10 protein-coding genes are annotated in these 13,352 nt (G+C 61.9%); 5 read left to right on the forward strand and 5 right to left on the reverse strand.

What is annotated here, in order from left to right:
• Positions 1-63: 63 nt before the first annotated feature.
• The 3 genes from ACRWA7_RS07555 (at position 64) to amaB (ending at position 3,990) form a co-directional block, all read left to right on the forward strand.
• A complete protein-coding gene (locus tag ACRWA7_RS07555) occupies positions 64-1,011 on the forward strand; it encodes a DUF1338 domain-containing protein (RefSeq protein ID WP_438392838.1) in 948 nt (315 codons plus the stop codon).
• Positions 1,008-2,252 (forward strand): PLP-dependent aminotransferase family protein, encoded by a 1,245-nt coding sequence (locus ACRWA7_RS07560; RefSeq protein ID WP_438392124.1) that lies wholly within the window; start codon positions 1,008-1,010, stop codon positions 2,250-2,252. Before ACRWA7_RS07555 ends, ACRWA7_RS07560 begins: the two co-directional genes overlap by 4 nt.
• A gap of 223 nt (positions 2,253-2,475) precedes the next feature.
• Entirely contained in the window at positions 2,476-3,990 is a 1,515-nt protein-coding gene (gene amaB, locus ACRWA7_RS07565; protein WP_438392125.1) for an L-piperidine-6-carboxylate dehydrogenase, read from the forward strand.
• Here the strand turns inward: amaB and ACRWA7_RS07570 are convergent, their stop codons facing one another.
• The 5 genes from ACRWA7_RS07570 to argH all read right to left on the reverse strand — a co-directional run bounded on the left by ACRWA7_RS07570 (position 3,991) and on the right by argH (position 8,803).
• Complete coding sequence (locus ACRWA7_RS07570; RefSeq protein WP_438392126.1) at positions 3,991-4,629, reverse strand: FMN-binding negative transcriptional regulator; 639 nt, start codon at positions 4,627-4,629, stop codon at positions 3,991-3,993.
• Between the two features lie 143 nt (positions 4,630-4,772).
• Complete coding sequence (locus ACRWA7_RS07575; RefSeq protein ID WP_438392127.1) at positions 4,773-5,621, reverse strand: ABC transporter substrate-binding protein; 849 nt, start codon at positions 5,619-5,621, stop codon at positions 4,773-4,775.
• A 64-nt stretch (positions 5,622-5,685) separates the two neighbouring features.
• Complete coding sequence (locus tag ACRWA7_RS07580) at positions 5,686-6,450, reverse strand: amino acid ABC transporter ATP-binding protein (protein ID WP_060818263.1); 765 nt, start codon at positions 6,448-6,450, stop codon at positions 5,686-5,688.
• Between the two features lie 29 nt (positions 6,451-6,479).
• Complete coding sequence (locus ACRWA7_RS07585; RefSeq protein ID WP_060818264.1) at positions 6,480-7,376, reverse strand: amino acid ABC transporter permease; 897 nt, start codon at positions 7,374-7,376, stop codon at positions 6,480-6,482.
• Positions 7,370-8,803 (reverse strand): argininosuccinate lyase, encoded by a 1,434-nt coding sequence (gene argH, locus ACRWA7_RS07590; protein WP_438392128.1) that lies wholly within the window; start codon positions 8,801-8,803, stop codon positions 7,370-7,372. The genes ACRWA7_RS07585 and argH overlap by 7 nt, the downstream gene beginning before the upstream one ends.
• A 137-nt stretch (positions 8,804-8,940) precedes the next feature.
• Between argH and ACRWA7_RS07595 the strand changes: the two genes are divergently transcribed.
• Together ACRWA7_RS07595 and ACRWA7_RS07600 are read left to right on the forward strand one after the other, a co-directional pair.
• The gene (locus tag ACRWA7_RS07595) at positions 8,941-9,819 is read left to right on the forward strand and encodes a LysR substrate-binding domain-containing protein (protein ID WP_438392129.1); all 879 of its coding nucleotides are present in this window, start codon (positions 8,941-8,943) and stop codon (positions 9,817-9,819) included.
• 308 nt (positions 9,820-10,127) lie between these two features.
• Complete coding sequence (locus ACRWA7_RS07600) at positions 10,128-13,346, forward strand: efflux RND transporter permease subunit (protein ID WP_438392130.1); 3,219 nt, start codon at positions 10,128-10,130, stop codon at positions 13,344-13,346.
• Positions 13,347-13,352: the final 6 nt, after the last annotated feature.

Raw genomic sequence — 13,352 nt, forward strand, 5'->3', positions numbered from 1 at the left:
AACCTCGCCGCATTGCTCGCCACTGTTGTTCCCGAAGCGGAAATTGCCGGGTTAGTGCAATTGATGAACTTGCCCGCTGCAATCAACATTTTCACACCGGGAGCGGTTACGCGGGCTGAACTGGCGCAGGCAATGAACATGGCGCTGTTCGCCGGCTTGCTCGAGCGTGTGCCGAGTGGCCGTGCCTACACGGCCGACTTGCAGCACACCCAAACGCGCGTGCAGTTCGACCACGGCGCGCTGCGCACGGTGCGGTGGAGCGAATCTGGCGCGTTGCCGCCCGGAGAAGCCGCGTTCACGCGAATTCTGCGGCCGCTCGGCTTCGTCCTGAACGGCACGTATCCGCTCGATCGGATCAAGATGACGGGGCGTTCGTACAAGCACCTCGATGCTCCTGATGACATCGCCCAGTATTTCGTCAGCGAACTGCACCCGGAGCGTTTCAGCCCGGAATTCCAGCAGGCGGTGACACGCGTGATCGGCGCAAGCGTGGACCCGCTGACACCGCAAGCGGTGGCGTCGCTGGCGGAACTCGAGCGCGATGGCGCGCTGCCGCTCGCCATGGCGTGTGAGCTGTTGCCGGTCATCGTGCATTGTTTCGAGCGCCAGCACGCGGTTGCGCATCTTGCCGACTATGAGATGCTGCGCGCGGAATCGGCGGAAATGGCGTGGATCGCGACCGAAGGCAACGCGTTCAATCACGCAACGGACCGCGTGGACGACGTCTTCGCGGTTGCCGATGCCCAGCGCGCGCTCGGCCGTCCGATCAAGGATTCGGTGGAAGTCTCGAAGTCGGGCCGCGTGCGCCAGACGGCGTTCCGCGCGGATCCGGTGCGCCGTTCTTTTATCGATGCAACCGGCGCCCGGATCGAGCGCGACGTGCCCGGTTCCTTCTATGAATTCATCAGCCGCGATACGGTTCTGGACGATGCGACCGGCCGCAGCGTGCTCGATCTCGGTTTCGATGCCGGCAACGCGACCGGCATCTTCAAGATGACGGCGGCGGCGTGACGGCGAGCCTGAATCCGGACGCGAACTCCACACCCGATCCTTACGATTTCACGGAGCCGTTCAAGGCGCCGCGAGGTTCGGCGATCCGCGAGCTGTTCAAGTATCTGAGCCGGCCGGGAATGATTTCGTTCGCGGGCGGATATCCGTCGAAGGATCTGTTCGACCGCGCGGGAATCGGGCACGCGATGGACGCGGCGTATCGCTCGGACCCGGTTGCATGTCTGCAATATGGCGACACCGCCGGCGCACCCGCCTTGCGCCGCGCGATCGTGCGTTTGATGAACGAACGCGGCGTGAATCGCGACATCGACGATCTGATTGTGACCACAGGCTCGCAGCAAGGGCTCGATTTGTTGATCAAGATACTCGTTGCACCGGGCGACGCGGTGCTGATCGAAGAGCCGGCGTATCCGGCAGCGATCCAGGCACTGCGTCTCGCCGGCGCGCAATTGATCGCGGTGCGCACGGACGCGCACGGTATCGACGTCGATGCGCTTAGCGAACAACTCGAAGCGCTCGATCCCGCCGCGCGCCCGAAGCTGCTCTACACCGTTCCGACCTTCGCGAACCCGACTGGCGCGACGTTGACCACTGCGCGCCGCGAGGCGCTCGCCCGGCTTGCGATGCGGTTTCGCTTCGTGCTGGTCGAAGACGATCCCTACGGCGAACTGCGGTTTTCCGGCGAGCCGGTCAAGCCGGTCATCGCACTCGCCGATACCATTCCCGGCGCGAGCGACTGGGTCGTGTATTTCGGCAGTCTTTCGAAGATCGTTGCGCCCGGCTTGCGCATTGGCTGGTCGATTGCGCCGCCTGCCATCACGCGCCGCATGCTGGTCGCCAAGCAGACGAGCGATCTCTGCACGTCGCCGCTCGCACAGGAAACAGCGCGGTTTTATCTGGAAAGCGGAAGGCTGGCGGAGCATGTGCCGGTTATCGTGCAGGCTTATAAAAAGCGCTACGAGGCGCTGTCGAGCGCGTTGCGCCAGTTTGTTCCCGATGACATCGAGCACGTCGTGCCGCAAGGCGGCATGTTCGTGTGGGCGCGGCTGAAGGGCGGACGCAACGCCGCCGAGCTTCTCAAGCGCGCAATCGAGCAGAACGTGATCTACGTGCCGGGTCCGGCCTTTTACGTGCATGGCGCCGATGAATCCAGCATGCGCCTGTCGTTTGCCGCCGCAACGGGTGCGGCTGAAGTGTTCGAGGGCGTGCGCCGCCTCAAGCTCGCGCTGGTAAGCCGCTGACCATTTGCGTCTCGCCATATGAACGGAAACGCGTTCTAATTGGGTGAGGCTTAAGCACTGGATCAAACCGGTTTAACCGTATTTAGCAGATTTTTCTGGCCTTGAAACTCTGTGCCATTGTGTATGTATCGACATGCTGGCGCAGGTTTCAAAAGGGCATTGACGCGGTGGCGACACGCCGCGCGCAACGCCCGCCGCAGCAACCCGACTTGGAGAGGAAGTGATGGAACTGAACGATATTTTCGGCGCGCTCGGCGTGGACCTAGGCCGATGGAAGGGCGACGCCCTCGTGGCGCGCTCGCCGCTAGACGGTGCAACGCTCGCCAAGCTCGCTGTCGACAACCCCGGCAGTGCCGCCCGCAAGATCGACGCGGCCCACGCGGCGTTCCTCAAGTGGCGCACCGTACCCGCGCCCCAGCGCGGCGAACTCGTGCGCGTGTTCGGCAACGTGCTGCGTGAGCACAAGGCGGCGTTGGGCAGTCTCGTCACGCTGGAAGCCGGCAAGATCACGTCAGAGGGCCTGGGCGAAGTGCAGGAAATGATCGATATCTGCGACTTCGCCGTGGGCCTGTCGCGGCAGCTTTACGGCCTGACCATCGCGTCCGAGCGCCCGGGCCACCGGATGATGGAAACATGGCATCCGCTTGGCGTGGTCGGCGTGATCTCGGCGTTCAACTTCCCGGTTGCCGTGTGGTCGTGGAACGCGGCGCTGGCGTTTGTCTGCGGCGATTCGGTGGTCTGGAAACCATCGGAGAAAACGCCGCTGACGGCGATCGCATGTCATGCGCTTTTCGAAAAAGCCCTCCGCGAATTCGATAAAACCCACCCTGGCGTTGCACCTGAAGGCCTGAGCCAGTTGTTGCTCGGCGAGCGCGATATCGGCCAGGCGCTGACCGAGTCTGCGAAGGTGCCGCTCGTCAGCGCGACCGGCAGCGTGCGCATGGGCATGGAAGTGGCGCAAGTGCTGGCGAAGCGCCTGGGCCGCAGCATCCTGGAACTTGGCGGCAATAACGCGGTGATCGTGGCGCCCAGCGCCGACCTGGATCTCGTCGTGCGCGGCGTGACGTTCTCGGCGGTCGGCACGGCAGGCCAGCGTTGCACGACGCTGCGTCGTCTGGTGGTTCACAGCAGCGTGGTCGACACGTTGTTGCCGCGTCTGGAGAAAGCGTTTGCGTCGGTGAGGGTGGGCAGTCCGCTGGAAAGCGATACGCTCGTGGGTCCGCTGATCGACCGTGCCGCATTCGATGCAATGCAAAAAGCGCTGCGCGATGCACGTGAGCAAGGCGGCGACGTGAAGGGCGGCGAGCGCGTGGAAGTGGGCGGCCACGCCGATGCGTATTACGTGCGTCCGGCGTTCGTGCGCATGCCGGAGCAGACGGCGGTGGTCGAACGCGAGACGTTTGCGCCGATCCTGTACGTGATGACCTACGACGATTTCGCCGACGCGCTGCAGTTGCAGAACGGCGTGCCGCAGGGTTTGTCGTCGGCGATCTTCACCAACGACATTCGGGAAGCCGAACAATTCATGTCGGCGGCGGGCAGCGATTGCGGCATCGTGAACGTGAACATTGGCACGAGCGGCGCGGAAATTGGCGGCGCGTTCGGCGGTGAAAAGGAAACGGGCGGCGGCCGCGAATCGGGTTCCGATGCGTGGAAAAGCTACATGCGCCGCGCGACCAACACGATCAACTACAGCCGCGAATTGCCGCTGGCGCAAGGCGTCAGGTTCGACGTCTGATCACTCCGGTTTGGCGGCAAGCGCTTCGGACATTGCATCGGCGAGCGGCTGTTCGCCGTTGCTCCGCAATCCGTCTATGGCGCCCTGAAGATCGCGCCGCTCCTTGTTCTGGCCCAGCTTCGATTTGCCGACAAGCCGCGTAATCCCGATTTCGATACCCACGATCGCCTGCAGCATCGCATCGATATAATCGCGCGCCGAATCGCCCATTTTCCAGGGCTTTTCCTCGCCGGCTTCATGCACTTTCGTGAGCCGCCCGACGAGTCCGCGAAGGAACTTCTCGTCGTCGCGGATCGTGATCGTTCCGTGGGCATGCACTACCTGATAATTCCAGGTGGGCACCTGCCGATGCGCTTCGTGTTTGCTCGGATACCAGTTCGGCGAAATATAGTGCTCGGGTCCGCGAAAAATCACCAGCACCTCGGCGCCGTCCGTCACCTCGTTCCATACCGGATTCGCCCGCGCGACATGCGCCCGCAGCACGCCGTGACCGCCCGCCGACGTATCCAGTTCAAAGGGCACATGATTGGCGTCGAGGCCATTCGGCCCATGGGTCACGAGCGCGGCAAGCGGGTACTCATTCATCAACCGATGAAGCGCTTCAACGCGATCTTCGGCAAAGTGGGCGGGTAAATACATTCGGGCTCCTGTTTCCGTAGCGGCTTGAATCGGCATCCAGATGCAATCCAGAAGCCGATCACCCATGATGCGCCAATTATGGAAAGCGGAAAAAGAGCCAATTTCGAAAAATTCACCAAGCCACTTTGTCCGGGTGCGAGCGCTCACTCCTGCGAATTGACCACCACCTTCGTTACCGCATGGTCCTGCAAGCCCCATTTCGTCAGGATCTTCTTGTAGGTGCCATCGGCGAGCAGTTTGCCGAATGCTTGCGTCATGGCGTCGCTCAACGCGGCGTTGTCCTTCGCCATGCCGATGGCCGTGTATTGCAGGAGGAACGGCTGCCCGATGGGCGCGTATGCATCTTTTTCCAGCGTGTTCTGATATGGCAAGGTCTCGCCGCCTTGCACCGCGGCGTCGAGGCGTCCTTGACGCAGTTGCAGGCGGGCATCGGCTGAACCGTCCGTGCCTACTACCACGATCGCCGGCTTGCCGGCTTTCACGCAATGCTCGTCGCTCCAATGTTTCGTGTCGTCGGGAAACGACGTGCGCCGGCTCGATCCCACGCGTTTGCCGCATACCGCGTCCATTTGCGCGTACTCGCCGCCACGCGCCTTCAACGTATAGAACTGCGGCCCGGTCTTGATGTAATCGAGAAAGTTCACCGACTCGCGCCGCGCCGGCAAGTCGGTCATGCCCGACAGGATTGCGTCCACGCGATGCGTGGTGAGCGCGCTCATCATCTGGTCGAAACTGGTTTCTTCCCACTTCAGCTTAACGCCCATTTTGGCGGCGAGCGCCTGGCCGAGGTCGACGTCGAAGCCGGTCAGTTCATCGGTGGCGGGGTCCTTGTATTCGAACGGCGGATAGTTCGGGACGATGGCGGCGGTGAGCGTGCCTTTGCCGCCTACGGGCGTCTGCGCGTGTGCAAACGGCGCAGTCAAAATCACGGCCAGCGTCATGGCCCCGAACATGAAACAGCCAACGGTGCGCCTGAACAAGGAGTCGATCATGAGTAGTCGCCTGAGCTAGGGATTGAGTTTGAGGTTGAACTGCGTTGCTCGGGTGCTCTTCCTGTCAGGAAAGCACGGCCGAAATAAAGTCCTGCGTGCGCTGCTGTTGCGGTTGGGACAGCACCTGTTCCGGCGTGCCCGTTTCCACGATCCTGCCCTGATCCATGAAGACCACGCGGTTCGCCACTTCCCGCGCGAAGCCGAGTTCGTGCGTGACGACGATCATCGTCATGCCGCTCTTGGCGAGGTCCCGCATCACGCTCAGCACTTCTCCCACGAGTTCGGGATCGAGCGCGGAAGTGGGTTCGTCGAAGAGCATGAGTTGTGGATGCATCGCCAACGCCCGCGCAATGGCCACGCGCTGCTGCTGGCCGCCCGACAACTCGACCGGAAACGCGTCGCACTTGTGGCCGAGACCAACGCGCGTCAGCAGCGCGCGCGCTTCTTCAATTGCCTCGGTTTTTTTCTTCTTCAGCACCTGCACAGGCCCTTCTATCACGTTCTCCAGCGCGGTCATGTGCGGAAACAGGTTGAAGCGCTGGAACACCATGCCGGTCGCAAGCCGCTGCCGCGCCATCTGCTTTTCCGACAGCGGATAGAGCTTGTTCTCCACGCGCCGGTATCCGACCAGTTCGCCGTTCACCCACAACGCGCCGCCGCTGATGGTTTCAAGCTGGTTGATGCAGCGCAGGAACGTGCTCTTGCCCGAACCCGACGGCCCGATGATGCAAAGCACTTCACCCTGCTCGACATCGAGATGAACGCCGTGCAGCGCCTGGAATTCGCCATAGGACTTGCGCAGATCGACGGCTTTGACCAAAGGGTTCATGACTGTGTGGGTTCTCGTGTTCGGTTGCGTCATTGCTTGGCGGAAGCACGGCCGGCGCCGCGCGCAAAACGGATTTCCACGCGCGATTGCAGCATGGAAAGCACGGTGACGATCACGAGATACCAGACGCCCGCGACCATCAGCAACTCGATCACCCGTGCGTTTGCGTAGTAGATGTTCTCCGCGTTGTGCAGCATTTCGGCGTACTGGATCACGCTTGCGAGCGACGTTAGTTTAGCCATGCCAATCAATTCGTTTCCAATGGGTGGCACGATCACGCGCATGGCCTGCGGCAGGATGATGCGGCGCAGCGCCTGCAATCTCGGCATGCCAATGGACTTCGCGGCCTCGTACTGGCCGGTATCGACGGAAAGCAGACCCGCGCGCACGACTTCCGACGTGTACGCCCCCTGGTTGATACCAAGCCCGAGCAATGCGGCGAGGAACGGCGTCATGATGTCGACGGTGCGAAATTCGATCAATCCGGGAATGCCCACGACTGGAAACACCAGCGCCAGGTTGAACCACAACAGCAATTGCAGGATCACCGGCGTGCCGCGAAACAGCCACACGTAGGCATGCGCGACACCGCGCAGGACCGGGTTGGTCGAGAGCCGCATGATCGCCACGATCACGCCGAGCACAATGCCAAGCGCCATCGCAAGGACGGTCATGACGATGGTATTGACGAGGCCGGTCAGGATCGACTTGGCCGTGAGGAAGCGCGCCACGACCGCCCATTCGATTTGCCCGCGCGCAAACGCCACGACGATATACCCGACTATCGCGAGGATCACGGCGGACGCCAGGTAGCGCCCGTAATAACGTCGCGGAACGTGCTCGAAATGCGAGATATCGGCGAAGGCGCCAGCGCTGTCCTGCGCGGTGCGGCTACTCGATGAACGGTCGTTTGAGGCACTCAGCATGAAGGTCCCTTGTAGTCGGCCGCCCAGGCCGCCTGTTTGTCGATAGCACCGCGCAGCCGCGCAATCTGCTCCTTTACGCGAATGGGCGCCGTGCCGCCATGACCGCTGCGCGCTGCAACCGCGGCGTCGAGCGTCACGTGATCGAGCACGCTGGCTTCCAGCCGTGCATCGACTTGAGCGAGCGTCGCGACCGATACGTCGCCCAGTTCAATGCCTTGCTGTTCGCACGCGCGCACCAGTGCGCCGGTGATCTCGTGCGCCTCGCTGAATGGCACGCCGCGCAGCGCGAGCCAGTCGGCCACTTCCGTTGCAAGCGTAAACCCGAGCGGCGCCTGCCGCCGCATTTCGTCCACGTTCACGCGCATGGTGCGGATCATACCGGCCATGGCGGGCAGCACGAGTTCAAGTGTATCGATACTGTCGAACGCCGCGATCTTGTCTTCCGCCAGATCGCGGTTGTACGCGAGCGGCAACGACTTGAATGTCGCGAGCAAACCGCTCAGGTTTCCTATCAAACGGCCCGCCTTGCCGCGCGTCAATTCCGCGATATCCGAGTTCTTTTTCTGCGGCATGATCGAACTGCCGGTGGCATAACCGTCGTCGAGTTCGACCCAGCGGAACTGGCGCGATGTCCACAGGATCACCTCTTCCGAGAGCCGTGAAAGATTCACCGACAACATGCTCAGGATAAACGTGAATTCGGCGACGTGATCGCGCGATGCAACGGCGTCGATGGAGTTTTCGCACGGGCCGTCATAGCCGAGTTCGGCGGCCGACAGATCGGCGCGCAAGCAGATTGCGGAGCCCGCCAACGCCGCCGCGCCCAGTGGCGAGCGCGCCGTGCGCCGGTCCCAGTCGACCAGACGGTCCACGTCGCGATAGATCGATTGCGCGTGTGCAAGCAATTGATGCGCGAACACAATCGGCTGGGCCGGCTGCAAATGCGTGAAGCCTGCCGTGACGGTTTCCACGTGCGCTTCGGCCTGGGCAATCAGCGCATCCTGCAATTCGTTCACCGACACCGCGAGTTTCCGCGCCTTGTCCCGAAGATACAGACGCAGGTCGTTCGCGGCCTGGTCGTTGCGCGATCGTCCCGCGCGCAGTTTTCCGCCGACCGCCTTCAGGCGCTGAGTCAACTCGCGTTCAAGGAACGTGTGGACGTCTTCATCGGCGAGGATGGGCGAGAGTTCTCCCGCCAGAAACTCCTTCTCGATCTGATCCATCGTGTTGAGCAACTGCTCAAGCTCGGCGGCGTTCAGGATTCCCGCGCGTTCCAGTTCGTTCGCGTGGGCGCGCGAGCCGGCCAGATCGTAGGGCGCGAGGCGAAAGAAGCTCGGGTCCGAGCGCGAAAGATTTTCCAGCGCCAGCGACGGTCCTGATTTGAAGCGGCCGCCCCAGAGGCGTTCGGTTGCTGCGGTCGTGTTCATGCGTTTTGCCTGAATGTGGTCGAGTCTGAATGGATGCGTCCAAGGATTACGTCCAGCTTAAACATACAAATTTTCTGCTTGTACAGAGAATTTAATTCGCTTTCAATCAAATTTTTCTCAGCATCTCCGGACTTCCCATGCGCCATAGATTGCCGCCGCTCAACCCGTTACGCGCCTTCGAAGCGACGGCCCGCCATGGCACGGTCGCGTCCGCCGCCGACGAACTCAATGTCACCGCGAGCGCCGTCAGTCATCAGGTGCGGGTGCTGGAAAGCACGCTGGGCGTGGCATTGTTCATCCGGTCGAAGGCGCGCGTGAAGTTGACGCCCGCGGGAGAAGCGTTGCTCCAGCCGGTCAAGGCCGCGTTCGACATGATCGCAACCGCCGTGGTCAGGCTCGATTCCCCGGCAATTGCGGGCGATCTGGTGGTATCGGCGCCGCTGCTGTTCACCTCGCGTTGGCTTGCACGGCATATCGGCGACTTCCTGGAGCAGTTTCCAGCGGTCAACCTCAAGGTGATTCCATCGAATGACGACAAGGAAATCTATTCCTCCGATGTCGACCTTTGCATGCGTTACGGCGAAGGCCGCTGGCGGGATCGTGACGTAAAGCTGATCACACATCCGGTCTTGTTCCCGGTCGTGAGTCCTGCCTTGATGAATGGTCCGCGCGCGTTGCGCACGGTGCAGGATCTGGCGAACCGGACCTTGTTCTGCGAGCACGCCAGTTCATGGATGCGCTGGCTCGCCGAGGCCTCCGCGGACAAGCTGGCGGGACTGCGCATTCTGGAGATCGGCATTGCGCACGTGGGAATCGAGGCGGCGGTGCGCGGGCAGGGCGTGGCGCTCGGCGACGGCGTTTCAGTTCGCGACGATCTCGCCGACGGCACCCTGATCCGCCCGTTTCGTATCTCCGTGCCGTCGAAATACGCGTACTACTGGGTGTGTAGAAACGAACTGGTGGAGTCGCCTCTGGTGGCCGCCTTCATGACGTGGGTGAATGAAAAACTCCGTTAGCTGGTGACGCCGTGTGGGGGCATACGCGGGTAAATCCCTATCAGGAACTCGTTTTTAATGTCGATTTGGTCAAGGTCCGAGGCGTACGCTGAATTTATTGTTTTCCTAAAGCTACATCACGCTGCATCAGAAATTTCTGACAATTCTGCCATTTTGGCGCCATGTAGGTGTTGGTACGTTGCCGCTAAGATGCGGGCGTCGGTGGTTTGTTACTTCCGGCGGTTACGCTCGCCGCCAGGCTCGCCACGTGCGCTGGTCTCCGGCACCGGCCGGTGATTTTTCTTTCCCGCTTTTTTGAGCACGTCTTAATGTGGATCGTCAACGTTGCGCTGAAGCGGCCATACACGTTCATCGTGATGGCCATCATGATCCTGTTGGCAACGCCGTTTGCGCTCCTGACAACGCCTGTCGACGTCCTGCCGGAAATCAATATTCCGGTCGTCAGCATCATCTGGACATATACGGGCCTTTCCGCCGAGGACATGGCGAACCGGATAGCCCAGGTCAACGAGCGCAGCCTCACCACGACGGTCAACGACATTGAGCATGTGGAGTCGCAGTCGCTGCCGGGCATCGCCATCCTGAAGGTTTTCCTGCAGCCCAACGCGAACATCCAGACCGCTATTGCGCAGACGGTGGCGGTGGAACAGGCGCAATTGAAGCAGATGCCGCCGGGCGCCACGCCGCCGCTCGTGCTGAGCTACTCGGCGTCGAGCATTCCGGTGATCCAGCTTGGATTGTCGAGCACGACGCTCTCCGAACAGGACCTGAACGATTCGGCGCTGAACTTCTTGCGCCCGCAACTCGTGACCATTCCGGGCGCGTCGGTGCCGTATCCGTATGGGGGCAAGAGCCGCCTGATTTCCGTCGACCTGAATACGCGCGCGTTGCTGGCAAAAGGGCTGACGCCGTCCGACGTGGTCAGCGCCTTCAACGCGCAGAACCTGATCCTGCCAACGGGTACGGCCAAGATCGGCCCGAAGGAATACACGATCAACATGAACGGGTCGCCTGCGACCATCGCCGCGTTGAACGATATTCCCGTGCGCACGGTGAACGGCGCGACGACTTACCTGCGTGAAGTCGCCCACGTGCGCGATGGTTTTTCTCCGCAGACGAATATCGTGCGCCAGAACGGGCAGCGCGGCGTGCTGATATCGGTCATGAAGAACGGCAGCGCGTCAACGCTGTCCATCGTCAATTCATTGCGCGCCATCTTGCCGAACGCCAAGGCCTCGTTGCCGGAAGACCTCACCATCACGGCGCTCTTCGATCAGTCCGTGTTCGTGAAGGCCGCTGTGCAGGGCGTGATCAAGGAGGCGGTGATCGCAGCCGCGCTTACCGCCGCGATGATCCTGCTTTTTCTCGGCAACTGGCGCAGCACCTGCATCATCGCGATCTCGATTCCGCTGTCCATTCTGTCGTCGCTACTGGCGCTGCATGCGCTCGGCCAGACCATCAACATCATGACGCTTGGCGGCCTCGCGCTCGCGGTGGGTATCCTGGTGGATGACGCGACGGTGACCATCGAGAATATCGAGCGGCATTTGCACATGGGCACGGACCTGCACGAGGCGATTCTCGAAGGCGCCGGGGAAATCGCGATCCCTGCGCTGGTATCGACCTTGTGTATCTGCATTGTGTTCGTGCCGATGTTCTTCCTCACCGGCGTTGCGAAGTTCCTGTTCGTGCCGCTCGCGGAAGCCGTGGTGTTCGCCATGCTCGCGTCCTACGTGCTCTCGCGTACGCTCGTGCCGACCCTCGCCATGCTGCTGATGGGCCATGCGCACAAGCCCAAGAATGGCGCGAAGCCGAATCTGTTCATGCGCTTGTATCATCGTTTCGATGCCGGCTTCGAACGGATGCGCGCCACTTACATCGTGATCCTGAGCACGCTGCTGGTACGCCGCCGTGTGTTTGCGGCGGGTTTTCTCGGCTTCTGCGTGCTGTCGGTCGGACTTGTTTTCGTGCTCGGCGAAGACTTCTTTCCGAGCGTCGATTCCGGCAATATCCGGCTTCACATGCGCGCTCCCACAGGTACGCGGATCGAAGAAACGGCGCGGCTCGCGGACGACGTTGAACGCGTGGTGCGCGAGGTCGTGCCCGCCGATCAGCTCGGAACCATCCTCGACAATCTCGGCCTGCCTTATAGCGGTATCAATCTCTCATACAGCAACGCTGGAACGATCGGCACGCTCGACGGCGAAATCCAGGTGGCGCTCAAGCCCGACCACGATCCAACCGCGGGTTATGTAGACAAGCTGCGCGCACTGCTGCCGCAACGATTCCCGGGCGTGGACTTCTTTTTCCAGCCAGCGGACATCGTCACGCAGATCCTGAACTTTGGTTTGCCGGCAGCGGTCGATGTGCAGATTTCCGGCGCCAACCAGCGCGTCAATTTCGATATTGCCGCGGGTTTGATGAAGCAGATCCGCCAGATCCCCGGTACGGTCGACACCCACATCCAGCAGAAGCTCGATCAGCCGGCGCTTAACCTGCAGATGGACCGCACGCGGCTGCAACAGCTCAACCTGACGGCGAGCAACGTCGCGCAGAACGTGCTGGTATCGCTTTCGGGCAGCTCGCAGACGTCGCCGGGTTTCTGGTTCAACAATCAGAACGGCGTGGAGTATCAGGTCGCGGTGCAGACGCCGCAGTACCAGGTTTCGTCCGTCGACGAATTGCTGCGCACGCCGGTTTCCGGCAGCGCTACGGGTCCAACGCAATTGCTCGGCAACCTCGTGCGGATGTCTCCGCAAAGCCAGTTCGCCGTGGTGTCGCGCTATAACATCAAGCCGGTCATCGACGTATTCGTGAGCGTCGAGGGACGTGACCTGGGCGGCGTCGCCAAGCAGGTAGACAAGCTCGTGGACCAGGCGCGCGCGAAACTGCCGCGCGGCAGTCAGATCACCGTGCGCGGACAGGTCGCGACCATGCGCTCTTCGTTCCTGGGACTGGGCGTGGGCGTTGCCATGGCTATCGTGCTGGTGTACTTGCTGATCGTGGTGAATTTCCAGTCGTGGATCGACCCGCTGATCATCATCAGCGCGTTGCCGGCGGCGCTCGCCGGGATCGTATGGATGCTATTCCTCACCGGCACCCATCTGAGCGTGCCGGCGCTGACGGGCGCGATCATGACCATGGGTGTGGCGACCGCGAACAGTATCCTGATGGTGTCGTTCGCACGGCAGCGCCTGCAGGCGGGCGCGCCGCCGCTTACCGCTGCGCTCGAAGCCGGCGCGAGCCGGATCCGGCCGGTGCTGATGACGGCTTTTGCAATGATCATCGGCATGATTCCGATGGCGCTGGGTCTCGGCGAAGGCGCCGAGCAAAATGCGCCGCTCGGCCGCGCGGTGATCGGTGGCCTGCTGTTCGCGACCGTGTCCACACTCTTTTTCGTGCCGCTTATTTTTGCGGGCATTCATAGCCGGCTGGCCCGGCGGCACGCGCGTCCGGACGATGACCATGACGATCGCGGCGGCCACGACGGCGCCGGCCATGGCGCCCCCGAACATGCCCCAAGTTAAACCTGC

Origin of the sequence: Caballeronia sp. DA-9 (assembly GCF_051615025.1) — a bacterium.
GTDB classification, from domain to species: Bacteria; Pseudomonadota; Gammaproteobacteria; order Burkholderiales; family Burkholderiaceae; genus Caballeronia; species Caballeronia sordidicola.

Excerpts from the sequence above, each read along its gene's own strand:
- ACRWA7_RS07555 (WP_438392838.1), top strand. The coding sequence starts at position 64 with ATGAACTTGCCCGCTGCAATCAACATTTTCACACCGGGAGCGGTTACG.
- amaB (WP_438392125.1), top strand. The coding sequence starts at position 2,476 with ATGGAACTGAACGATATTTTCGGCGCGCTCGGCGTGGACCTAGGCCGA.
- ACRWA7_RS07570 (WP_438392126.1), bottom strand. The coding sequence starts at position 4,629 with ATGTATTTACCCGCCCACTTTGCCGAAGATCGCGTTGAAGCGCTTCAT.
- ACRWA7_RS07575 (WP_438392127.1), bottom strand. The coding sequence starts at position 5,621 with ATGATCGACTCCTTGTTCAGGCGCACCGTTGGCTGTTTCATGTTCGGG.
- ACRWA7_RS07580 (WP_060818263.1), bottom strand. The coding sequence starts at position 6,450 with ATGAACCCTTTGGTCAAAGCCGTCGATCTGCGCAAGTCCTATGGCGAA.
- ACRWA7_RS07585 (WP_060818264.1), bottom strand. The coding sequence starts at position 7,376 with ATGCTGAGTGCCTCAAACGACCGTTCATCGAGTAGCCGCACCGCGCAG.
- argH (WP_438392128.1), bottom strand. The coding sequence starts at position 8,803 with ATGAACACGACCGCAGCAACCGAACGCCTCTGGGGCGGCCGCTTCAAA.
- ACRWA7_RS07595 (WP_438392129.1), top strand. The coding sequence starts at position 8,941 with ATGCGCCATAGATTGCCGCCGCTCAACCCGTTACGCGCCTTCGAAGCG.
- ACRWA7_RS07600 (WP_438392130.1), top strand. The coding sequence starts at position 10,128 with ATGTGGATCGTCAACGTTGCGCTGAAGCGGCCATACACGTTCATCGTG.